The sequence below is a fragment of the Chloroflexota bacterium genome (genome assembly GCA_038040195.1).
GTDB lineage: Bacteria > Chloroflexota > Limnocylindria > QHBO01 > QHBO01 > DASTEQ01.
In genome coordinates this window covers 109,407-129,930 of record JBBPIR010000005.1, presented here as the reverse complement: position 1 = coordinate 129,930, position 20,524 = coordinate 109,407, and the positions used below count along the sequence as shown (strand labels likewise).

The 20,524-nt window shown below is 69.3% G+C and carries 23 protein-coding genes; 12 read left to right on the top strand and 11 right to left on the bottom strand.

The features are described 5' to 3' along the window. From AABM41_07725 to AABM41_07715, 3 genes are all read left to right on the top strand, one after another. On the top strand, positions 1-463 hold a 463-nt coding region (locus AABM41_07725; GenBank protein ID MEK6192198.1), incomplete at its 5' end, for a hypothetical protein. Positions 464-470: 7 nt separating this feature from the next. Next, positions 471-833, top strand: a complete 363-nt coding sequence (locus AABM41_07720; protein MEK6192197.1) for a hypothetical protein — start codon at positions 471-473, stop codon at positions 831-833. Beyond that, complete coding sequence (locus tag AABM41_07715) at positions 830-3,298, top strand: EAL domain-containing protein (protein MEK6192196.1); 2,469 nt, start codon at positions 830-832, stop codon at positions 3,296-3,298. Before AABM41_07720 ends, AABM41_07715 begins: the two co-directional genes overlap by 4 nt. Before the next feature lie 15 nt (positions 3,299-3,313). On the opposite strand, the gene AABM41_07710 is transcribed toward AABM41_07715, so the two are convergent. Beyond that, positions 3,314-4,531, bottom strand: a complete 1,218-nt coding sequence (locus AABM41_07710) for a crosslink repair DNA glycosylase YcaQ family protein (protein ID MEK6192195.1) — start codon at positions 4,529-4,531, stop codon at positions 3,314-3,316. 21 nt (positions 4,532-4,552) lie between these two features. Between AABM41_07710 and AABM41_07705 the strand changes: the two genes are divergently transcribed. After that, positions 4,553-5,107, top strand: coding sequence for a GNAT family N-acetyltransferase (locus AABM41_07705; protein ID MEK6192194.1), 555 nt, complete (start codon positions 4,553-4,555; stop codon positions 5,105-5,107). On the opposite strand, the gene panB is transcribed toward AABM41_07705, so the two are convergent. Genes panB through AABM41_07685 form a run of 4 tightly spaced genes read right to left on the bottom strand, consistent with a single transcriptional unit; the run spans position 5,104 to position 8,468 of the window. Further along, a complete protein-coding gene (panB, locus tag AABM41_07700; protein ID MEK6192193.1) occupies positions 5,104-6,024 on the bottom strand; it encodes a 3-methyl-2-oxobutanoate hydroxymethyltransferase in 921 nt (306 codons plus the stop codon). The two genes, AABM41_07705 and panB, sit on opposite strands and share 4 nt — an antisense overlap. A gap of 12 nt (positions 6,025-6,036) precedes the next feature. Further along, entirely contained in the window at positions 6,037-6,855 is an 819-nt protein-coding gene (gene panC, locus AABM41_07695; protein ID MEK6192192.1) for a pantoate--beta-alanine ligase, read from the bottom strand. Continuing rightward, positions 6,852-7,571 carry a DUF2520 domain-containing protein gene (locus AABM41_07690; protein ID MEK6192191.1) on the bottom strand — a complete coding sequence of 240 codons (720 nt, stop codon included), beginning with the start codon at positions 7,569-7,571 and terminating at the stop codon, positions 6,852-6,854. The genes panC and AABM41_07690 overlap by 4 nt, the downstream gene beginning before the upstream one ends. A gap of 9 nt (positions 7,572-7,580) precedes the next feature. After that, complete coding sequence (locus AABM41_07685; protein ID MEK6192190.1) at positions 7,581-8,468, bottom strand: trypsin-like peptidase domain-containing protein; 888 nt, start codon at positions 8,466-8,468, stop codon at positions 7,581-7,583. An 89-nt stretch (positions 8,469-8,557) separates the two neighbouring features. On the opposite strand from AABM41_07685, the gene AABM41_07680 reads away from it, so the two are divergent. After that, the gene (locus tag AABM41_07680; GenBank protein MEK6192189.1) at positions 8,558-8,971 is read left to right on the top strand and encodes a helix-turn-helix domain-containing protein; all 414 of its coding nucleotides are present in this window, start codon (positions 8,558-8,560) and stop codon (positions 8,969-8,971) included. On the opposite strand, the gene AABM41_07675 is transcribed toward AABM41_07680, so the two are convergent. From AABM41_07675 to AABM41_07665, 3 genes are read right to left on the bottom strand one after another with little or no spacing between them, the layout of a single operon-like run. Next, positions 8,968-9,360, bottom strand: coding sequence for a DUF6220 domain-containing protein (locus tag AABM41_07675; GenBank protein ID MEK6192188.1), 393 nt, complete (start codon positions 9,358-9,360; stop codon positions 8,968-8,970). The genes AABM41_07680 and AABM41_07675 overlap by 4 nt on opposite strands. Positions 9,361-9,368: 8 nt before the next feature. Next, positions 9,369-9,866: a DUF2269 family protein gene (locus AABM41_07670; protein MEK6192187.1), complete on the bottom strand. Its 498-nt coding sequence runs from the start codon at positions 9,864-9,866 to the stop codon at positions 9,369-9,371. A 4-nt stretch (positions 9,867-9,870) separates the two neighbouring features. Then, on the bottom strand, positions 9,871-10,671 hold the full coding sequence (locus AABM41_07665; GenBank protein MEK6192186.1) for a high-affinity nickel-transport family protein: 801 nt from the start codon (positions 10,669-10,671) through the stop codon (positions 9,871-9,873). Positions 10,672-10,733: 62 nt separating this feature from the next. Between AABM41_07665 and AABM41_07660 the strand changes: the two genes are divergently transcribed. Genes AABM41_07660 through AABM41_07645 form a run of 4 tightly spaced genes read left to right on the top strand, consistent with a single transcriptional unit; the run spans position 10,734 to position 14,336 of the window. Further along, positions 10,734-11,645, top strand: coding sequence for an arginase family protein (locus AABM41_07660; protein MEK6192185.1), 912 nt, complete (start codon positions 10,734-10,736; stop codon positions 11,643-11,645). Further along, the gene (locus AABM41_07655; protein MEK6192184.1) at positions 11,642-12,685 is read left to right on the top strand and encodes an ABC transporter ATP-binding protein; all 1,044 of its coding nucleotides are present in this window, start codon (positions 11,642-11,644) and stop codon (positions 12,683-12,685) included. Before AABM41_07660 ends, AABM41_07655 begins: the two co-directional genes overlap by 4 nt. 42 nt (positions 12,686-12,727) lie before the next feature. After that, positions 12,728-13,492: an ABC transporter permease gene (locus tag AABM41_07650; protein ID MEK6192183.1), complete on the top strand. Its 765-nt coding sequence runs from the start codon at positions 12,728-12,730 to the stop codon at positions 13,490-13,492. A gap of 7 nt (positions 13,493-13,499) precedes the next feature. After that, positions 13,500-14,336: an ABC transporter permease gene (locus AABM41_07645; protein MEK6192182.1), complete on the top strand. Its 837-nt coding sequence runs from the start codon at positions 13,500-13,502 to the stop codon at positions 14,334-14,336. A 17-nt stretch (positions 14,337-14,353) separates the two neighbouring features. On the opposite strand, the gene corA is transcribed toward AABM41_07645, so the two are convergent. The 3 genes from corA to AABM41_07630 form a co-directional block, all read right to left on the bottom strand. Further along, positions 14,354-15,385, bottom strand: coding sequence for a magnesium/cobalt transporter CorA (corA, locus tag AABM41_07640; GenBank protein ID MEK6192181.1), 1,032 nt, complete (start codon positions 15,383-15,385; stop codon positions 14,354-14,356). Next, positions 15,382-16,722 (bottom strand): hypothetical protein, encoded by a 1,341-nt coding sequence (locus AABM41_07635; protein ID MEK6192180.1) that lies wholly within the window; start codon positions 16,720-16,722, stop codon positions 15,382-15,384. Before AABM41_07635 ends, corA begins: the two co-directional genes overlap by 4 nt. Positions 16,723-16,794: 72 nt before the next feature. Next, positions 16,795-17,220 carry a hypothetical protein gene (locus AABM41_07630; protein MEK6192179.1) on the bottom strand — a complete coding sequence of 142 codons (426 nt, stop codon included), beginning with the start codon at positions 17,218-17,220 and terminating at the stop codon, positions 16,795-16,797. 101 nt (positions 17,221-17,321) lie between these two features. Here AABM41_07630 and AABM41_07625 point away from each other — a divergent pair, with 101 nt between their 5' ends. Genes AABM41_07625 through AABM41_07615 form a run of 3 tightly spaced genes read left to right on the top strand, consistent with a single transcriptional unit; the run spans position 17,322 to position 20,522 of the window. Then, positions 17,322-18,698, top strand: a complete 1,377-nt coding sequence (locus tag AABM41_07625; protein ID MEK6192178.1) for a tryptophanase — start codon at positions 17,322-17,324, stop codon at positions 18,696-18,698. 42 nt (positions 18,699-18,740) lie between these two features. After that, positions 18,741-19,760, top strand: a complete 1,020-nt coding sequence (locus AABM41_07620) for a prenyltransferase (protein ID MEK6192177.1) — start codon at positions 18,741-18,743, stop codon at positions 19,758-19,760. Between the two features lie 24 nt (positions 19,761-19,784). Beyond that, positions 19,785-20,522 (top strand): rhomboid family intramembrane serine protease, encoded by a 738-nt coding sequence (locus tag AABM41_07615; protein MEK6192176.1) that lies wholly within the window; start codon positions 19,785-19,787, stop codon positions 20,520-20,522. Positions 20,523-20,524 lie beyond the last annotated feature (2 nt).

The window sequence follows — 20,524 nt, the reverse complement described above, 5'->3', positions numbered from 1 at the left end:
CGACCCCGACGCCGACCCCGACGCCGACCCCGACGCCGACCCCGACCCCGACCCCGACGCCCACCCCGACCCCGACGCCAACCCCGACGCCGACGCCGACCCCGACGCCGACGCCGACCCCGACCCCGACCCCGACCCCGACCCCGACATCCACCCCGACGCCCACTCCGACGCCGACCCCGACCCCGACGCCGACCCCGACCCCGACACCCACACCGACCCCGACCCCGACGCCGACACCCACACCCACACCGACCCCGACCCCGACGCCGACGCCGACGCCGACGCCGACCCCGACCCCGACGCCGACCCCGACCCCGACGCCGACCCCGACCCCGACACCTGCACCAACCCCGACCCCGACCCCGGTTCCGCCTCCGGCGGCCACCCCGACCCCGACTCCGGACCAGGTCCCCGCCGCGGCCCCTCACGCCTCGCCGTCCGAGTCGCCCAGCGAGGCTGAGGCAAAAATGACCAGCCCGTCCCCGGCCCCGACGTCCCCCACGACCGCCGGGCTTCAGCCTCCGCCGCCGGCGCCCCTTGCCCCGCCGACGGACGGAGGCTCGGCGGCTCCGCCGCCGAATGCCCTGCTGCCGGCGGACGTGGTGGGCGGGGTCCTGGCTGCCGCGGTCGAGCAGGTCGCCGCCGTGGTCAAGCCCGAAGCCGCCGCGCTGGTCGCCACCGCGTTCAGCTTCCCGCTGCTGCTGATGGTGGCCGTCGTCTGCTTCCTGATCGGCCAGGGCCGGGTCGACGCCCGCGACCCGAAGCTCCGCGCAGCCCCGCGAACCCCGCGAGACATGGTGCTGACCTTCCAGGATGAGGGGGAGCTGTGAGCATCCGAACCGACGCCACCGACTACGCCGCCCTCAGCGAACGGATGAGCAACCTGCTCCTCCTGCGGATAGCCCTGGCGGCGATGGTGCTGGCATGGGCCGCCGTGCGCCCCGAGGTACTCGGCGTGTCGTTCGGAGTCCTGGCCGGGGTGACCGTGGGCTACCTGGCCGCGTCGATTGCCTTCGAGGTCGTGCGCCGTCGCACCGTGCGCGCCGGGTTCACCATCCTCAACACCCTGCTCCTCCTCGACGGTCTGTATCTCGCCTTCGCGATGTACGCCACCGGCGGAACGCAGAGCCCAATGCGGTTCCTCACCTACCTTCACCTGGTGGCCGTGTCCCTCCTCGCGTCGTACCGCACTGGGCTGAAGATCGCCCTCTGGCATTCCCTCCTGCTGTTCGTGGTCCTGTACGCGCAGGCTGCCCAACTCCTGCCGCCGGTCGACACCCAGCCAGGCCAGGCCATCGCGTTCGACAGCCTGCCCGTGCTCAACGTGACCGCCTTCTGGCTGTTTGCGCTGGCAACCTCGATCTTCTCGGCCATGAACGAGCGCGAGCTCCGCAATCGGCGGGCTGACCTACAGGCCCTGGTCGACCTGGGCGCCGCGCTGGACGCGGTCGGAGACCCGGTCCACCAGGCCCGGATCGTGCTCGACGGACTCGCCGAGCGCTTCGACACCCAGCGTGGCGTGGTGTTGGGCTCTTCGGATGACAAAGTGGTGGTGCTGGCCGGACGTGGTGCGGCAGAGGTGCAGAGCGCCCCGGTCGCGGCAGATGCCGTGGTTCAGCGGGCCTGGGCACGGCGCGAGGTTCTGCCCGTGAGCCGCATCGACCCCGAGCGCAATCCGTTGCTGGCTGCCGCACTGCCGAATGGGCGCAACCTGCTCGTCGCGCCCATGATCGTCGAGGGCCTGCCGGTGGGAGCCGTCGTCATCGAGCATCGCTCGCGGAGCGTGTTCGGCGTCGAGCGTCGGGTCACCTCGGTGCTCGCACAGTTCGCCGCCGTGGCGGCGTTGAACTTCCGGAATGCGGTCCTGCTCCGCAACGTCCAGGACATGGCTGAACGTGATTCGCTGACCGGCGCCGCCAATCGACGCATGTTCCAGAAGGTCCTGGAGCGCACCCTGGCCACGCCACGCAAGAGCGCCCTGCCGGTGACCGCCGTCCTGTTCCTCGACCTCGACGACTTCAAGGTCGTCAACGACACCCTGGGCCATGCTGCGGGCGACGCGCTCCTGGTCGCGGTTACCGCGCGCATTTCGGAGCTCGTCCGCGAGGGCGACCTGGTGGCGCGCCTCGGCGGCGACGAGTTCGCCATCCTGACGCCTGATGACGACGATCTGCACCGGTCGCGCGCGATGGCGGAGCGCCTGGTCCGTGAGCTGCGGGCTCCCTACCTGGTCCGCGACGAGCAGGTTGTGGCCACCGCCAGCATCGGTATTGCGACCGCCAGATCGGCCGACCAGACCGCCGAAGAGGTGCTGCGCAACGCGGATGTGGCGATGTACATGGCCAAGGCAAACGGCAAGGCCCGATTCGCGATTTTCGATCCAGGCATGCATGCCGCCATTCGCGAGCGCCACGAGCTGGGCGCCCAGCTCCAGAGGGCGGTCGAGCTCGACCAGCTGCGCCTGGTGTACCAGCCCATCGTCGCCCTCGACGGCGGCCAGGTCGCCGGCGTGGAGGCCCTCGTCCGCTGGCAGCATCCCCAGCGTGGCCTCATCGCGCCGGGCGAGTTCATCGAGATCGCCGAGGAGAACGGCGCCATCCTGCCCATCGGCCGCTGGGTCCTGCGCGAGGCCTGCCAGCATGCCGGCAACTGGCAACGCGAAGGGCTGACCCCGCGCGGCATCTTCCTGTGCGTGAACGTGTCCGCGCGCGAAGTACAGCAGCCCGACTTCGTCGACGCAGTCCGCGTCACCCTCGAAGAGGCCGGCATGGAACCCGCCAGCCTGATGCTGGAGATCACCGAGACGGCCCTCCTGAAGGCCACCACCCCGACCATGGCCACCTTGGCGGAGCTCCGCCTGCTGGGGGTCAAGGTCGTCATCGACGACTTCGGGACCGGGTACTTCTCGCTCAGCCACCTGCGCCAATTCCCCGTTGATGCCCTGAAGATCGCCAGTGAATTCGTGCAGGTTTCGAATGCGGATGCGCGCTCCGCCGCGCTGGCGGGCGCGATCGTGGCCCTCAGCCAGTCTCTCGACATCGAAACCGTGGCCGAGGGCATCGAGACGGCCGAACAGGCCAAGCGGATGGAAGCCCTGGGCTGCAAATACGGGCAGGGCTACTTCTTCGCCAGGCCGCTGGACCAGACGGCAATCGACAAGGGCGTGGCGGGGCTTACGACCGTCGTTCGTCAGCCACGACGTCGTCGTTCAGACGGCGCCACCCCAGCGCGCGAGCCGGGGGTCGCCCGATTGCGGACGCCACGCGTGACAAAGGCGGATCCGACCCCCGCCTGACGCGTGAGCGGTTGGTCAGCCGGCCACCTCGGACCAACCCCTGGGAACCGGACCCACCACCTCCACCGAATCGGCGCCAGCAAAGGCGGCGAGGTCTGCCAGCGCGGAACCGATGGCGCGCGCCACGCGCGCGCCGGGTGGCGCGTCCGGCTCGGCATGGACCGCCTTGGCCACCAGCACCCGGCGCGACCGATCGACGGCGAGGTCCAGCCGTCCGATGAGTACTCCGCCGTGGAGAACGGGCATGACCCAGTACCCGTACCGGCGCTTGGCGGCCGGCACGTACAGCTCCATGGCGTAGACGAACCTGAACAGCTCGGACACCCGTTCGCGATCGGCGATGAGGTTGTCGAACGGCGACAGGAACGTGGTCCGGCTGGACCACGTGCCGGCTTCGATCGCTTCCAGCGCCGGAATGTCGTCGACGTGGACATGCCGAACTCCGGGCCAGCCGACCACCTCGACCGGCACCAGCCGGCCATCGGCTTCCAGGGCGTCAAATGGGTCCTGCGGCAGCCCCCGCCCGGCGAGCAGCAACTCGCGCCGAGAGGCGACGCCGAGGGTACGCACCAGGCGTTCGGTTCGGACCTGCGCCGCCTGGCGCAGATCCATCGGCTCACGGGAAACATCCGAGGGCAGGAATCGGTCCGGCAGGTCCCACACTCGCTCGTTGCCGCGTCGCCCGCCCACGACCACCCGTCCCTGGGCGCCCAGCAGCTCCAGCATGCGGCTGACGTTGCGGTTGTCGTTCCAGCCGGACGAGGCCCACGGCAGGACGCTGCGATCCTCGAACCCCGACGACACGGTTGGGCCGTCCCGCTCCAGCTGCCGCATGACCGCGTCGGCGAAGACCCGGTTCGCGGCCAGCCAATCGCGGACAAGGCGGCCGCGGGCGGTCGACGTGTCGGGGAACAGGCGCATGTACGCCAGTCGCAACGGGTAGTCCTCGACCGGGTAGATGAACGCGTCGTGTTCCCAGAGGCGTCGCTCGTGCCACAGCAGCCGGTCCAGGTCCTCCACGTCGTATCGGCCCAGACGACTCCACAGGACCAGCAGATGCGTGCGCGCGACCGTCGGCGTCGGGTCCAGCTGAAGGCGACCGATGGCGCGGACCGTGTCCAGGATGGGCTCGGGGACCGATGGCGCCGGCCCCGCCAGGCGTTGAGCGGTGAGCGCCAGGCGCCGGGCGTTCTGGATCGAGAGGGGTCGCGGCTCCCCGCGTGCGGCGGTCATCGCGGCTCGTAGTATGGCCCGATGGCTGACGACCCCCGGCCCGTCGAATCCGAGCGCCTGGCCATGCCGCTGCTGACCGCCAGCCGAATGGAGCGCCTGCTGGCTGGGGATGCCGATTCGGTGGCGCCGGAGATCGGCGCGCCGATCCCGGACTGGTGGGCGAACGATGCGGGCCGCCTGATGCGGTTCCGGCTCAAGCAGATTGGCAAGGAACCGGCCAGCGAACCGTGGCTGCTGCGGCTGATCGTGCTGCGCGACGGCGCCGCCGGGCCGGTGGTGGTCGGGTTTCTGAACTTCCACGGTCCGCCCGACGACCGCGGCTTCGCGGAGGTGGGATATGAGGTCCATCTCGATTACCGCGGCCAGGGGTACGCGATCGAGGCGGTGCGAACGATGTTCGACTGGGCCGCCCGCGAGCACGACGTGCATCGGTTCCGGGCGTCCATCTCACCGGGCAATGAACGGTCGGAGAACCTGGTCCACAAGCTCGGGATGACGCACGTCGGCGCCCAGTGGGACGACCCCGACGGACTGGAGCTGATCTATACCGTGGACCGATGGGGGTTGTCGGCCTAGAGCCAGTCGCTCCCCGAGCCGCGGGCGTCCTCGGCCCGGACCAGGACCCCCGAGTCCAGCTCGGACTCGAACAGCGCCAGCTCCTCGTCCGGAATGCCGTAGCTGTGCTCCTCGGTCGGGAAGGCGCCGCTCCGAACGTCCGCCGAATAGGCGGCCAGGGCCTGGCGAATGTCCTCCGCCAGGTGGGCGTAGCGCTTGACGAATCGCGGTGCGCGTCCCTCCGTCAGGCCCAGCAGGTCATGCCAGACCAGCACCTGGCCGTCGCAGCCGGGTCCGGCTCCGATCCCGATGGTCGGGATGCGAAGCGCCTGGCTAATGCGGGTGGCGACCGGTGCCGGGACCGCCTCCAGCACGATGGCGAAGCAGCCCGCGTCCTGGAGTGCCTGCGCGTCGGCCAGCAGGGCTCGCGCCTTGGCAGCCGTGCGGCCCTGCGCCTTGTATCCGCCGAGCATGGTTGCCGACTGCGGCGTCAGCCCGATGTGGCCCATGACCGGGATCCCGGCACCCACGATCGACCGGACGCGTGACAGCGAGGCGCCACCGCCCTCCAGCTTGACGGCATCGGCGCCGGACTCCTTGACGAAGCGAACCGCATTCGTGATCGCCTCGGCGTCCGAAACCTGGAACGAGCCAAACGGCATGTCCGCCACCAGCAGGGCCCGTTGCGCGCCCCGCCGCGCCGCGCGGGTCAGCATGACCATCTCGTCCACGGTGGCCGGGACGGTCGAGTCGTGGCCCAGGACCACCATCGCCGCCGAGTCGCCGACCAGGATCAGCTCGATCCCGACCTCGTCGGCCAGGCGGGCGCCGGGGGCGTCGTAGGCGGTGACCATGACGATCCGTTCGCCGCGCGGCTTCATGGCCGCCAATTCGGGCAGGGTGAAGCGCGGATGCAGGACGGGTGTCTCGGTCGTCATCGGTGGATCACCTCAGCCGGCATCTTGGCCGCTCAGCAGGACGTTGTCTATCAACCTCGTGGTACCGATCCGGACCGCGGCCGCCAGGGTGGGTCCGTCGAGATCTGCCACCGCGACGTAGTCGAGCGCCAGGCCCGGCGCCGCCTCGAGCACGGCCCGTGCCTCGCCGGCCGCGTCGCCGCCGGACCGATGCGCGGCGAGCCCGACCTGGAGCGCGCGGGGCAGGGCCAGGGCCTGTTGCCGCTCCTCCGGGGAGAGGTAGGCACTCCGCGACGAGAGGGCCAGCCCGTCCGCGTCACGCACGGTGGGGAGGACTCGGAGCTCGATCTGGGGCGCGAGGTCGAGATCGCGGAGCAGGGCTCGGATGACGGCCACCTGCTGCGCGTCCTTGCGCCCGAAGTACGCCCGGCGAGGGCGGACCAGGTGGAACAGCTTGAGGCACACCGTCGCCACTCCCCGAAAGTGCCCGGGCCGCACCGCGCCCTCGAGGATCGAGCCGAGGGCTCCCGGATCGACCCAGGTGTCGAAGCCGGGCGGGTAGATCTGGTCGGGTCCGGGGACGAACAGCACGTCGACCCCGGCTGCCTCGGCCAGGGCCGCATCGCGCGCCTCGTCTCGTGGGTAACTCTCGAGGTCCTCGCCGGGGCCGAACTGAGCGGGATTGACGAACAGCGACACCACCACCGTGCGGCACTCTCCGCGGGCGGCGGCGAACAGCGACCGGTGCCCATCGTGAAAGGCGCCCATGGTGGGCACCAGTCCTACATCCGTGCGGTCCGCGAGGCCGGCCAGCGCGGCGTCCAGCTCGGCGATGGTGCGGGCCAGGTTCATGAGCTCGCTTGGTCGGTGGCCCGATCGGCCCGGTCGGTGGCCACCGCCCGGGTCGCCTCGGCCAGCGCCCGGTACACCGGCCCGACGTCCGCGGCGCGCTCACCGATGGCGGCCAGGTGGGCATCCACCGTGGCCCAGTCCCCGCGGGCGATGGGACCGGTGAGCTGGAACCCGTTCTCGATCACGCGGCCCATGAGCGGGACGAGCGCCTCGGGTGGGGCGCCGCTTTCCACCAGCAGCCGCGCGGCCACCCGGTACAGAGTGACCAGGAAGTTCGACGCCATGGCGGCCCCGGCGTGATACAGCGGCTTGTCGGCATCGGCGAGCACGAAGGGGTGCAGGCCGAGCTGCTCAGCCAGCCAGTGCGCCACCTGGCCGGCCTCATCGGTCTCGAAGGTCAGCGCCGCCCACGCTCCGTCGAGCTGTTCCGGTCCCCGGTCCAGGGTCAGGGTCTGCAGGGGATGGAGGCTGAATCGGCGTTCATGTGGTGCCAGGGCGGTCACCGAGGTGGCTCCTGAAACGTGCCCAACCCACGGCCCAATTGGCACTCCGCGCGCGACCTCAGCGATCGCCCCATCCGGCACGGCCAGCAGGATCAGATCGGAGTCGGCCAGCGGTTCGCGGCCAGTTGCCACCGCCAGCCCAGACGCCCGTAGCCGGCCGGCCAGGGCCGAACCGGCACGGCCGGTGCCGATGACCCGGACCGAGCTGATCACGGCCCGAGTCTAAGCCGTGGGGGTGACCTCCACGGTCCGTTCCTCGATGCCGCGGACGAGGGTCAGCGAAACGGACCCTTCCGCCGCGGACTCGATGGCCTCGAACATGTCGTTCACCTCCCGGATGGGACGGCCGCCGACATCGACGATCAGGTCGCCCTCCAGAATGCCGGCCGTGGCGGCCGGCGACTCGTCCTCGACGTCCCGCACCAGCAGCCCGTCCCGGGCCGGGAGGCCCACCGCACGCCGCAGGCGGCGCGCCACGAAGGGCGGCGCGATGCCGATCCCGATCCGGCGGTGGCTGCGGATCTCTCCGCGCCCGATCCGTTCGATCCGCTCCTGGAAGGCCGCGTCGGCCGCAATGGCTCCGTAAAAGCCGCCTCCCATGCGGATGGTGTTGATGCCCAGCACACGCCCCTCGGCGTCGACGATCGGACCCCCGCTCGACCCCGGCATGAGCCGTGCCGTGTGCTCGATCAGTTGGCCCACCTCGCGTCCCCGTGGTCCGCGGAAGGCCTGATCAAGGTTCGAAATGAAGCCCACTGTGAGCCGCCGCCCGCCGCCCGATGGGTTGGCCAATGCGATGACCGGCGTACCCATCTGGAGCTCCGCGCCGTCGCCCCAGGTGATGGCCGGCGCGTCGGCGGTGTCCACCTCGAGCACGGCGAGGTCCGCATCCTGATCCACGCCTTTGACCTGGGCGCGCGCCTCGCGCCCGTCGGCGAAGTAAACCTCCGGCTCCTCGCCATGGAGGTTGTGGGCGCTGGTCAGCACCTGGTTCTTACCGATGACCACGCCGGACCCCCCGCGCCAGCGATTGCCGATCCCGACGGTGGAAGCGGCGACACGGTCACCGACCTCGATGACTGCTGTTCCGATATCTGCCAGAGCGTTCATCCTGATGGGTCCTTCGTAGTGACTTGCAATCTGCAAGTTACTAGTATGTCCGGGTGAACGCAACTGCACGCTCGCCGATAATCCGATCCATGGCCGATACGCCACTCGCCGCTGCCTTGGAGCGGGTCGGTGATCGCTGGAGCCTGCTCCTCATCGAGGCCCTCCTTGACGGCCCGCGACGGTTCACCGAGCTGGCGGCAGTACTCGACGGCATCGCGCCCAACATCCTGACCGATCGCCTGCGTCGGCTTGAGTCGGAGCGCGTCCTCCGGCCACGTCAGTACGAGGAGCGGCCGCCCCGGGCCACGTATGAGCTGACGGCGGAAGGGCTCGAGCTGGCGGGAGCCCTGCGGCTGCTCGCGGACTGGGGGTCACGCAGCGCACCGGATGCCGAGCCGGTTCGGCACGCCGTGTGCGGGACTCCGGTTGAGGCGCGGTGGTACTGCTCGACGTGCGACCGATCGGTCGAGCCCTCGGAAGCCGAGGACCTGCGCTTCGTCTAAGAAGCGACTGTGCCGGGGAGCAGCGCCGGACCGCCGAGCCCCAGCTTCACGGCAATCCAGAAGATCAGCAGGGCATTGACCGCATGGAGCGCGGCCAGCACCACCGATGTTGGTGCCAGCCCAGGCAGGAGCGGCTGGACCAGGACGGTCGCAACCAGGGCGCCGACCCACAGCAGCGTCGGTCGCCCCACCCGCCCGAAAGCAGCCGCGATCAGGATCAGGATTGGCCAGAGGTGGAGCACCCAACCGAGATTGATGTGCAGGGCGATGTCCCGCGGGTCAGAGCTGAACAGTCCGAGCCCGGCGAGGAAGACCTGGATCACGACGCCCACCAGGAACAGCCATACCAACCCCACGTAGGCGTACCGGGCGACGGGAATCAGTCCCATCCTTCGACTCAGAACGGCTTCAGGACCATCAGGACGATGATGATTACCAATCCGATGCCGCCCACCGCGGTGACCTCGAAAATGCGTGGGGAGCGGAGGATGCGGTCCAGCTCCTCCGGGCTGGCGGGCATCGGCTCCGGAGCGTCTTTCTTCTCTCCAAACGGGGCCTTGACCCCGATCGCGTGGCGGACCTCGCGGGTCCAACCCGCCGCTCTGGGGGTCATGTAGCCGGTGAGCACGACGAAGACGATGAGCGAGGCCCAAATCCACGCCTTCCCCCACAGGCCGGCCATGAAGGTGGCCAGAATCCCGGCTGCCAGCAGCACGATCCAGCCGATGCCCATGGTCCACATGCTGGCCGCCGACACCTCGAGCATGGCGCCGATGCGGACCGGATCCCGCTCACGACGGAGGCGGAGGGCGGCGACGGCCGACGCGCCATGGCCGAACACGAACAGGAACGCGCCGACCACGTGCAGGGTGACAATCCACGGATAGGTTTCCATGTTGCTAGGAGGGGTCCCAGCGGTAGTCGCCGGTGAATAGGCCATCCACGAAGCCGATCTGGTATCCGAGGTACAGGCCGAATGCGATCGATAGGACCCCGGTCCCCAGCGTCAGCAGGCGGTTGATCCGCTCCGACCGCGCCCGGCTGACAAGGAACGGCAGCCCGATGACCGTGGTCAGGACCGCCATCCCGGCCGCTACCCCGGCACAGAAGATGACCAGGTAGACGAGCGCCTGGCCGCGGTCGGCAATCGTGGCCAGCACCAACAGCGCGACCGCGGCACTTCCTGCCAAGCCGTGGATCAGGCCCACCACCACCGGGCGTCCGAGCTGGTACCACCCGAAGGTGTCGCGCAGGTCGCGCAGCCCGGCCAGGGCTGCATCGGTTCCGTGGCCGTGGAGATGGGCGTGCTCATGCGGATGGGGCCCATCGTCGCCATGGGCGTGGCGGTGCTCGTGGTCGTGCCCATGCAATGGCGCAGGTGGGGTCAGCCGCTCGGTGACGGCACGCAGCGCGCCGGTCAGGCTCAGCACCCCGAGCAGAATCAGCATGACGGCGACCGCCAGCTCCATGGCCAGGCCCATGGCCGGCGGGATGACCACCCCGAACACGATGATCACCGTCCCGACCGCCAACACGGTGATCGTGTGCCCCAGACCCCACAGAGCGCCGATGAGGGTGGAATGCGCGAAACGCCGCGAGCGGGACAGGATGGTCGTGACCGCGATGACGTGATCGGCGTCGGTGGCGTGGCGCATGCCGAGCACGAAGCCAAAGCCGGCCAGGGCCAGCAACTCGGTCATCCGCTCTCCTCTCGCTGATCCACCGCGAATTGTAGCGATGCCCCTCCCCTATGCTTCGTTTCATGGGCGGCGCTGCATCATTCGCGACGTTCCTGGGCCTGCCCGCGCTCGAGCCAACCGCGGTCCAGGGCGGTGTGGCGGTGCTCGGCGTACCGCATGGCGTGCCGTACCCGAACCGCGGCCCGACGGGAGGCTGCGCGGACGCGCCCCGCGCCATCCGCCACCGGTCGGCCCGGCTGGCCGGGTTCATCGGTCATCACGACTTCGACACCGGCCAGACCATGCTTCCCAACGCGGGCCGGATTGTCGACTGCGGTGACATTCCCGGCGATCCCGCTGACGGGCCCGGCAATGCGGGCCGGGCGGAGGCCGCCATCCTTACGCTTCTCGAGCGGGGCGCGATCCCGATCGTCCTGGGTGGCGACGATTCCATCCCCATCCCCGTCATCCGCGCCTACGCAGGGCAGGAGCCGATGATCGTCCTCCAGGTCGACGCCCACCTCGACTTTCGCAATGAAGTGGCGGGCGTGACCGAGGGCTACTCGTCGCCCATGCGCCGGGCGAGCGAGATGAAGCACGTGACTCGCGTGGTCCAGGTGGGCCTGCGGGGCGTCGGCAGCGCCCGTCCCGCCGACCTCGCGGATGCCCGGGCCGCGGGCGGACTGCTGGTCACGGCCCGTGAGCTGCGGGAGCGGGGCGTGCGATGGGTCCTGGATCAGCTCCCCGAGGGAGCCGCCGTCTTCCTGGCCTTCGACCTCGACGGGCTGGACCCGAGCCTGTGCCCTGCGGTTAGCGCCCCGCTCCCCGGCGGCCTGTCGTGGGACGAGGCCGGCGACCTCGTGTCCGCCGCCGCAACCCGCTGCCGCGTGGTGGGTGCCGCATTCACCGAGCTGGTCCCCGAACGCGACCCGTCTGGCTACTCGGCACTCGTCGCCGCCCGGCTCGTGATTCGGCTACTCTCGGCCATCCCGTGACGACCGCGCCAACACCGTCATCGCCCGACACCCCCGCCATCGAGGCCCTGGACCTGGTCCGCACCTATCGGACCCACCTGGGCGTCATTCGGCGCCGCTCGATCGAAGTCGAGGCGGTGCGCGGGATCAGCTTCGAGGTCCAGCCCGGCGAGCTGTTCGGACTGCTGGGCCCCAACGGGGCGGGCAAGACCACGACGATCAAGATGCTGATCACCCTGCTCTTGCCGACGTCAGGCACGGCCCGGGTCATGGGATTCGACGTGGTGAAGGACACGACCGAGGTGCGCAAGCGCATCGGCTACGTCTTCGGCGGTGAGCGCGGCCTATATGACCGCATCAGTGGCCTGGACAACCTTCGCTTCTTCGCCGAGCTGTACGGGGTTGAGCCCGCTGCCCAACGCCCGCGAATTGACGCCATGCTCGATCTGGTCGGCCTGACCGGGCGGGAACACGAGAAGGTCGAGGGCTACTCGCGCGGCATGCGCCAGAGGCTCCACATCGCCCGCGGCCTGCTCCACGACCCTCCGGTCCTGTTCCTGGACGAGCCGTCGTTGGGGCTGGACCCGGTAGGGGCCCGCGAGCTGCGCCACACCATCGCCAGTCTGGTCGAAGCCGGCAAGACCGTGCTCATGACCACCCACTACATGTTCGAGGCCGATGCGCTCTGCGATCGGATCGCGGTCATCAACGGGGGGCGCATCGTGGCGGCCGGCACGGCGGCCGACCTGAAGTCCGTCATCGCCAATCGGACGATCGTCGAGATCGAGACCTACGGAGTCACGCCAGAAGCGGTAGACCGACTGCGGGCGGACCCGGACGTCATTGCCGTGAACGCCGAGGACCAGGAGCAGTCCCAGATCCTGCTCATCCAGTCCGAGCGCGGGACGGAGATCACCCAGCGCCTGATCCAGCACCTGGGCGACACCCGGATCGGCAAGATCGCGGCTCGGGAGCCGACGCTCGAAGACGCGTACGTGCACCTCATCGCGTCAACTGGCGAAGGGGACGGGGACGCCGCTCGCGCGGCAGCGGTGGCCTGACCGATGTCCGCACTCGCCCCTTTCCGGTCCAATGTCCACCAGGTGGCCCGCGTCTGGGCGTTCACGATGCGGATCTTCATGATCAGCGACTTCTTCATCCTCACCGCCGTCGTCCAGCCGATCATCTTCGCCACCATCGCGTTCTTCCTGTTCCAGGTGGGGGGCGATGCCGCGGGCGAGCAGACGCTTCTGTTCGCCGCGCTGGGGACGGGCATGATGGGTGTCTGGTCGACCACCCTGTTTGGCGGGGGCGGGGCCATCGCCTGGCAGCGGTGGGAGTCAACCCTCGAGCTGCTGGTCGCCGCGCCGCGCCGCTACGACCTGACCCTGCTCGGCCAGACCCTGGCCACGACAACGTTCGGGTTCTACTCCATGGTGGCCACCCTTGCCTGGGGTGTGCTCCTGTTCGGCATGCCGCTCAATGCCAATTACCCGCTGATGCTTCCGCTGTCCCTCCTGGCTGCGGTCATCGGCCTGGGCGTGATGGGAATGCTGCTGGCGACGACGTTCGTCCTGTATCGCCACGCGAACGCCCTGAGCAACCTGCTGGAGTACCCGGTCTGGATCGCGACCGGGATGATTGTGCCCCTTGCCCTGCTGCCTGGCTGGCTGGGCCCCATCAGCTGGGTGCTCGTGCCGACCTGGGGCGTGGAGGCCATCCGGGGAGCAGCCATCGGGGCCGAGCCGCCGTGGCTGGCGATCGTGATGTGCCTGGTGCTGGCGCTCGTCTACTACGTCGCCGCCCGCCGGATCCTTGTCTACGTCATCGACAAGGCTCGGCGCGACGCAACCCTGAATCTGGCCTGATCGCGCCATGTCCACCGCGGCGCCGGCTTCGACCGTTCCGTCTCACCCAGGCTCCGCGCGAGCGAACTGGCGCATCTTCTGGAATGGCGGCCGCATCAGCTACACCGCACTGTTCAACTGGGCGCAGCCCTCGATCTACATCCCGACGCTGCTCGGGGCGCCAACCTTCCAGATCCTGTTCTTCGCCGCCCTGGGCAGCTACGCGACCGGGATGGACCCAGCCTATTTCGCGATCGGAAACGCCGTCCAGGTCTGCTCGATGGCGGGGATTTACGGGATGACGATGGCGGTGGCCAACGAGCGATGGTTCGGGACGCTGCCGGCATTGATGGCCAGCCCCGCCAACCGGGCCGCCCTGTTCGGTGGGCGGTTCATCCCGTTCATCGTGAACGGGTTCCTCGTCTCCGCGTATGGCTTCGCGCTGAGCTGGGTAGTGCTGGGCGTCCGGTTCGATCTCGCCACCCTGGGCATCATCGTGCTGGCCATGGTGGTCACGGCCTTCAGCTGCTCGGCGATCGGGGCGGTCCAGGGCGGGCTGTCGCTCCGCCTCCGTGACGGGCTGTTCGGGGCCAACCTGCTGGTGTTCCTCTTCCTCCTGTTCTGCGGGGTGAACATCCCGTTGTCGGCCCTGCCGGTGTGGATGCAGGTCGTCAGCCAGGTGCTGCCCTTCACTCACGGGCTGGAGGCCGTGCGCCAGGCGATCGATGGCGCGGGGCTGGCGGAGGTCGGCGGCCTGATCGCGACCGAGGCGTTCATCGGGCTGTGCTACGCGGTGGCCGCGTTCTTCCTGTTCCGCTGGCTGGAGCGGAGCGCGTACCGGAACGCGACCCTGGACTCGCGCTAGACAGGCTCGGGCGGAGCCTAGAACCAGCCCTTGTTGCGGAAGAACAGGGCGACCATCACAACCAACACGACCATGACCAGGAGCGCGGCCGGGTAGCCCCATTGCTGGCCGAGCTCGGGCATGAAGCGGAAGTTCATGCCGTAGATGCCGGCGATGAGCGTGGGCACCATGAGCAGGACGGTGAACGCGGTCAGCCGCTTCATGATCGCGTTCAACGAGTTGCTGGTCACCGCCAGGTTGGCCTCCAGGGTGGATGCCACCAGGTCGCGATACAGGTCGACCTGATCCAGGACCCGGACCAGGTGGTCGTACAGATCCTGGTAGTAGGGGAGCGCCTTTTCCTCGATCAGGTCGTTGTCGCGGCGAAGCATCGCGTTGGCGACGTCGCGCATGGGCCCCAGCACCCGTCGCAGCTCGAGCAGCTCGCGCTTGATGACGAGGACCTCGCGGAGCGCCGTCGTACCGCCCTTCGCGCCGATGATGCGGTCCTCCAGGTCGTCGATCTGCTCCGCCATCAGGTCCAGGACCGGGAAGTAGCCATCGACCACGGCATCCAGCAGCGCGTAGAGGAGCCACCCGGCCGACGCCCCCAGCGTTGACGCGCGCTGGTGGAAGCGCCCGTTGACCGCCTCGACCGTGGGCGATGCGCCCCAGTGGACGCTGACGATGTAGCGATCGCCGGCGAACAGGTGCAGCTCGTCCAGCGAGAATGCCCGTTCCGCGTGCGGAGTGGTGGTCACCTCGTACGCGACGACCATCGTCTGGTCGGGGTAGACGTCGGCCTTCGGCCGCTGCCTGCGCTTACGAATGTCCTCCATGGCCAACGGGTGGAGGTCGAACTCGCGATCCAGGAGGGCCAGGTCGGCGTCGGTTGGATCGGCCATGTCGAGCCAAACCAGGGCGTGCCGCGTCTTCCGGATCCTGTCGATGTCGTCCAGTTCGGCCCCCACCAGCTCGCGGACCGCACCATCCGGCTGGAGCGCCAGAGCGCGCCGGTTCGAGTGGGGGCCTGCCGCATCCGGGGCGGCGCTCGGGTGTTCGGAGCTCATCGGTCTGATCCTAGCCGCGGGCCGCCCATTCTGGCGATGGTCGCCGCCAGGTCGCGTTCGGCCGCCGATTCAAACGTCAGCCGCAGGTCCGTGCCGAACCAGTGCGCCCACAGGGCCGGCCGCACGTCGCCGACGCGGACGACCTCGCCCCGTTCAACGCTTCCCAGCACCCCGATGTCATACGCCGCCAGGGCAACCTCGCCGCCGCCGGGCAGGCTCAGGGCCGCCGTGGCGCGGTTTCCGTCCGGGCGCGCGCTGGACGGCAAGAGCACCGCGCGCGCCTCGTCCAGGTGGACTCGACGCCCGTCCACGGTCGTGGCATGACCACTGATCCGAACCTGGATGCCCTGCGCCGGGAGCGGGGGGATCTCGGCCTCTCGCCCTGCGAACGCGGATCCCCACCGTCGTGAGCCCTCCACGATGGGTCGGAAGAACGGATAGCCCGTTCGCCGGCCCAGCCACAGGATGCATGCCAGCAGGGCCAACAGCGCTGGGCCGAGCCACAGCCGGTCGTGGACGAGCCCCGGTTCATCGACGATCGAGGCCAGCACCAGGATGCGGCCCGATCCGGCGAGGGCCTGGACCGGTAGCGTGGATGTGAAGGCCTGGAGGTCCGGGCCGTTGCGGATCTGCGGCCCGGTCCAGCGTCCGGGGACCACCGATGACGGGTAGGCCGTCTGCACCAGGATGGGTTCCGGCGCCGGGATCCCGTGCGCCAGATGCACGAAGACGGCGTTCCCCGCGGCCAGCAGGCGCGCCCGACAGCCATCGACGGCCAGGACGCAGGTGGGCATGGACTCCCCGGCGAATCGCAGCGGGATGCGGATCAGGGTCCCTTCGGTCAAGCTCGCCAGATCGGCGACGGCCTGCACATCGGTAATCGGCTCGTCCTCTTGCGGGGTGACCTCGATCAGCAACGTCGACCCGTTCAGCCCAGCCGTGGCTTCGCCCCGGGCGTCCAGGGCCGCGATCGCTGCGGCGGCGATGGGTCGCATCGTGACCCGACCAACCACCCACCGCGCCTCAAGGCGCTCGGGGGCGACATCCGAGGTCACGATGGTGAACGCGCTCGCGCCCGCCGTGTCCCGCACCAGCAATCCGTACGGCGGCGCGCTTCCCGATCCGGGGGCCGGCAACCCGACGTTCATTGCCAGCCCTGCCAGGCTGACGTAGGTCACGGTGGTTGGCACGAAGCGGTCGACCATTTCGACCGAGGTGGCCTGAACGATCTCCTTCTCAGCGCCCACCCACAGCAGGGGCGCCGCGGCCAGGGCAAGCGCCCCGAACATCACCCAGGGGCCAATGTCCACGCGCAGCGGCCCGGTCGCTGCTCGCACCCAGCGTTCGATGGCGACTGGCGCGAAGCCGATGAGCGCCCTCAGGCGGTCGATGATCAGCTCCCGGCTCGCCTACCGAGCGAACGACCAGGTGGACCCGTCCCACGTCGCGTGAACGAGGCCCCCGTCCGCGTCCCGGGCAAACACGTCGACCCGGTTTGGCCCCCACGAACAGGCGGCCGGATCTCCGCTCAGCTGAACCCCCAGCGATTCCCACTCCGTCCAGCCCGCCGGCTCGTACCACTGGTGCATCAACGTGCCGTCCGGAGCGCGGGCGAACACGTCGATCCGCTCGGCCCCCCACGAGCACGCCGCCGGCGAACCGATGAACTTGCCTCCGTGGCTGTGCCATGGATGCCAGGCCCGCCCGTCCCAGTACAGGCTCGAGAGGTCGCCTTCGGGACCGATGCTGAAGACCTGCATCTCACCCTGGGTCCAGGTGGTTACCGCCGGTGTTGAAACGAGCGCACCGCCCAGCGCGTTCCAGTCGTTCATCATGGTCCCTCCTCATCGGTCCACCAATCGTCTGCCCGCATCATGCCGCACCCTACGACCGGGAAAGAAGGAACGGACCGGGTCGCTGTCCTTATCCTGACCGGGTGGAGCGCTGGCGCACGATCATCGAGCCGTTCCGGATCAAGAGCGTCGAACCGGTCCGGCTGACCACCGTTGAGCACCGCCAGGCCGCTCTCGAGGCAGCTGGCTACAACCTGTTCAACCTTCATGCCGACGACGTCCTGATCGACTTCCTGACCGATTCGGGCACCGGCGCCATGAGCGCCGAGCAATGGGCCGGCATCCAGCGCGGCGACGAATCGTACGCCGGCAGCCCCAGCTGGTTTCGGTTCCTGGAGGCCGTTCAGGAGCTGTTCGCGTTCCGCCACGTCATCCCCACCCACCAGGGTCGGGCAGCCGAGAAGATCCTGTTCAGCGTGGTGGCAGGGCCCGGCAAGGTCGTGCCCAACAACACCCACTTCGACACCACCCGCGCCAACGTCGAGTTTACCGGCGCCGAGGCGATGGACCTGCCCATCCCCGAGGGACGGCATCCGGCGACCATCCACCCCTTCAAGGGCAACATGGACACCGATGCCCTGGATGCCTTGATCCGCGAGCGCGGCCGCGACGCCATCCCGGTCGTGTTCGTCACGGTCACCAACAACTCCGGTGGCGGACAGCCGGTGTCGATGGCCAACCTACGGGCCGTCCGCGAGGTGTGCGACCGATACGACCTACCGCTCTTCCTCGACGCCTGCCGCTTCTCTGAGAACGCGTGGTTCATCCGGACGAGGGAGGCGGGCTACGAGGAGACGTCCATCCCCAACATCGTCCGGGAGATGGCGTCACTGGCCGATGGGATGACGATGTCGGCCAAGAAGGACGGCCTCGCCAACATGGGCGGCTGGCTGGCCATGAACAACGACGACTGGGCCGAGCAGGCGCGCAACCTGCTGATTCTGACCGAAGGCTTCCCCACCTACGGCGGTCTGGCCGGACGGGACCTGGACTCCATCGCGGCCGGCCTGCGCGAGGTCGTCGACGAGGACTACCTGCGCTACCGAATCCGCTCCACCCAGTACCTGGGTGAGGGCGTCACAGCCGCCGGCATCCCCTGCGTTCAGCCCATCGGGGGGCATGCGGTGTACCTGGACGCCGCCGCCCTCCTGCCCCACGTCCCGCCGCTCGAGTACCCCGGCCAATCGCTGGCCGTGGCGCTCTACCGCGAGGGCGGGATTCGAGGCTGCGAGATCGGCAGCGTGATGTTCGGCCTCCACCCCGACGGGACGGAGGAGCCGGCGCGCATGGAGCTGGTCCGCCTGGCCATTCCGCGTCGGGTCTACACCCAGAGCCACGTCGACTACGTGATCGAGGTCGCACGCTGGGTGGCCGAGCGAGCCGGCGAGCTCCGCGGCTTCCGGATCGTCGATCAGCCACGAGTGCTGCGCCATTTCACCGCTCGCTTCGAGCCGCTCTAGGTCTCAACCGGACCTGTCGGTCGGTCGGGATAGAATCGGTCTGTGACCATCGGTCAGCGCGTCTCCAACTGGCGGTACGCCCTCGCCACCGCCAACCCGCCTCCGGGCGTGGAGATGGACGGGCTGACCAAGTGGTTGGTCGTGACCCGGGCCGCGGTGTTCAGCATGACCGTGACCTCGGGCCTGATCGGCGGCCTGCTGGCGGTGGGCGCCGACCCCGCTGCGGTGCACTACGGGTATCTGGCCGTGGCAATCGTGGGCCTGGTCGTCGCCCACGCTGCCAACAACATGATCAATGACTACTTCGACATGGAAGTCGGGATCGACACCGACGAGTATGTGAGGGCCCTGTACGCCCCTCACCCGGTGCTCTCCGGGTGGCTGACCAAGGGGCAGCTTCGCAACGCGATCCTGGTCGCCAACGCCATCGACCTGGCCATCCTGCTGTTCCTGATGTGGGCTCGCGGGCCGCTGGTGGCCGTGTTCGCGTTGGCCGGCCTGTTCATCAGCGTCTTCTACGTGGCCCCGCCGATCAGCCTCAAGAAGCGCGGCCTGGGCGAACCGGGGGTGTTCCTGACCTGGGGCCCGCTCATGATCGGCGGCACCTACTTCGTGGCCACCGGCACCATTCCGGGATGGGTCTGGGTGGCGTCGCTGCCGTACGCCATCCTGGTCACCACGGTCCTGTTCGGAAAGCACATCGACAAGATCGGTCCGGACGCGGAGCGCGGGATCAGGACCCTCCCGGTCATCCTCGGCGAGCGCAACGCCCGACTGGTGGCCTCGGGTCTGATGATCGCCTTCTATCCCATCGTCATCGGCTCGGCGCTGGTGGGATTGATCGGTCCGTGGGTCCTGCTGGTGGTGCTCGCCATCCCGCGCCTGGTCCAGGTTCTGCGCCAGTTCTCAGCTCCTCGGCCCGAAACGCCGCCGCACAGCTACGTCGGCTGGCCATTGTGGTTCGTGGGCGGAGCCTTCATACACACCCGTCGAGCGGGCGCGACCCTGATCTTGGGCCTGCTGCTGAACGCGCTGATCCCCGTCCAGCTGCCCTGGGCTTGACGTCGCGCATTCGGCGCAGGACCGATGTTTCCGATCGGCGACGAGAACGAGCCGGGCCACGGGCTGGCCTGGGTCACCGCCACCCTGATCGGCATCAACGTCGCGGTCTTCGTCCTCCTCCAGGGCCTGGGAGCGGAGAACGCGTTCACCGCCGGCTTCAGTGCGGTCCCCCTCGAGATCACCACCGGCGCCGATCTCGTCGAGGCGATCCCCATCACCGTCGCCGGCCAGGCGTACCTGGTGCCCCAGGCGCCAGGCCCGTTCCCGATCCAGCTCACGCTGCTGACGAGCATGTTCATGCACGCTGGCTGGCTGCACCTGGCGGGCAACATGCTGTTCCTGTGGGTCTTCGGTGACAACGTCGAGCACCGCGCCGGCGCCATCCTGTTCGTCGCCGTGTACCTGGGCACCGGCCTGGTCGGCAGCCTGGCCCAGATCTGGAGCGAACCCAGCTCACCCATCCCCACCTTGGGAGCTTCGGGTGCCATCTCCGGGATCCTGGGTGCCTACCTCGTGCTGTTTCCGCGCAACCGCGTGACGGTCTTCATCTTCCGCTTCGTGACCCAGGTGCCGGCCCTGGCCGCGATTGGGCTGTGGATCGTCTTCCAGCTGATCAGCGGGTTCGGCGCCGCAGTGATCAGCTCGGAAACGGTGGGGGGTGTGGCGTACCTGGCACACATCGGTGGATTCGCCGCCGGCGTGGTTGCCGGATTCCTCTTCCGCGCGCTGCCGTCCGCGTCACCACGCGCGTCCTGGCGCTGAGC

What these genes read in the sequence shown, in the direction of transcription:
- panC (MEK6192192.1), bottom strand. Translation starts at nt 6,855, where the DNA reads ATGAACCTGGCCCGCACCATCGCCGAGCTGGACGCCGCGCTGGCCGGC.
- AABM41_07615 (MEK6192176.1), top strand. Translation starts at nt 19,785, where the DNA reads ATGTTTCCGATCGGCGACGAGAACGAGCCGGGCCACGGGCTGGCCTGG.
- AABM41_07670 (MEK6192187.1), bottom strand. Translation starts at nt 9,866, where the DNA reads ATGGAAACCTATCCGTGGATTGTCACCCTGCACGTGGTCGGCGCGTTC.
- AABM41_07710 (MEK6192195.1), bottom strand. Translation starts at nt 4,531, where the DNA reads ATGACCGCCGCACGCGGGGAGCCGCGACCCCTCTCGATCCAGAACGCC.
- AABM41_07660 (MEK6192185.1), top strand. Translation starts at nt 10,734, where the DNA reads ATGGGCGGCGCTGCATCATTCGCGACGTTCCTGGGCCTGCCCGCGCTC.
- AABM41_07680 (MEK6192189.1), top strand. Translation starts at nt 8,558, where the DNA reads ATGGCCGATACGCCACTCGCCGCTGCCTTGGAGCGGGTCGGTGATCGC.
- corA (MEK6192181.1), bottom strand. Translation starts at nt 15,385, where the DNA reads ATGAGCTCCGAACACCCGAGCGCCGCCCCGGATGCGGCAGGCCCCCAC.
- AABM41_07720 (MEK6192197.1), top strand. Translation starts at nt 471, where the DNA reads ATGACCAGCCCGTCCCCGGCCCCGACGTCCCCCACGACCGCCGGGCTT.
- AABM41_07685 (MEK6192190.1), bottom strand. Translation starts at nt 8,468, where the DNA reads ATGAACGCTCTGGCAGATATCGGAACAGCAGTCATCGAGGTCGGTGAC.
- AABM41_07675 (MEK6192188.1), bottom strand. Translation starts at nt 9,360, where the DNA reads ATGGGACTGATTCCCGTCGCCCGGTACGCCTACGTGGGGTTGGTATGG.
- AABM41_07705 (MEK6192194.1), top strand. Translation starts at nt 4,553, where the DNA reads ATGGCTGACGACCCCCGGCCCGTCGAATCCGAGCGCCTGGCCATGCCG.
- AABM41_07630 (MEK6192179.1), bottom strand. Translation starts at nt 17,220, where the DNA reads ATGATGAACGACTGGAACGCGCTGGGCGGTGCGCTCGTTTCAACACCG.
- AABM41_07665 (MEK6192186.1), bottom strand. Translation starts at nt 10,671, where the DNA reads ATGACCGAGTTGCTGGCCCTGGCCGGCTTTGGCTTCGTGCTCGGCATG.
- AABM41_07645 (MEK6192182.1), top strand. Translation starts at nt 13,500, where the DNA reads ATGTCCACCGCGGCGCCGGCTTCGACCGTTCCGTCTCACCCAGGCTCC.
- panB (MEK6192193.1), bottom strand. Translation starts at nt 6,024, where the DNA reads ATGACGACCGAGACACCCGTCCTGCATCCGCGCTTCACCCTGCCCGAA.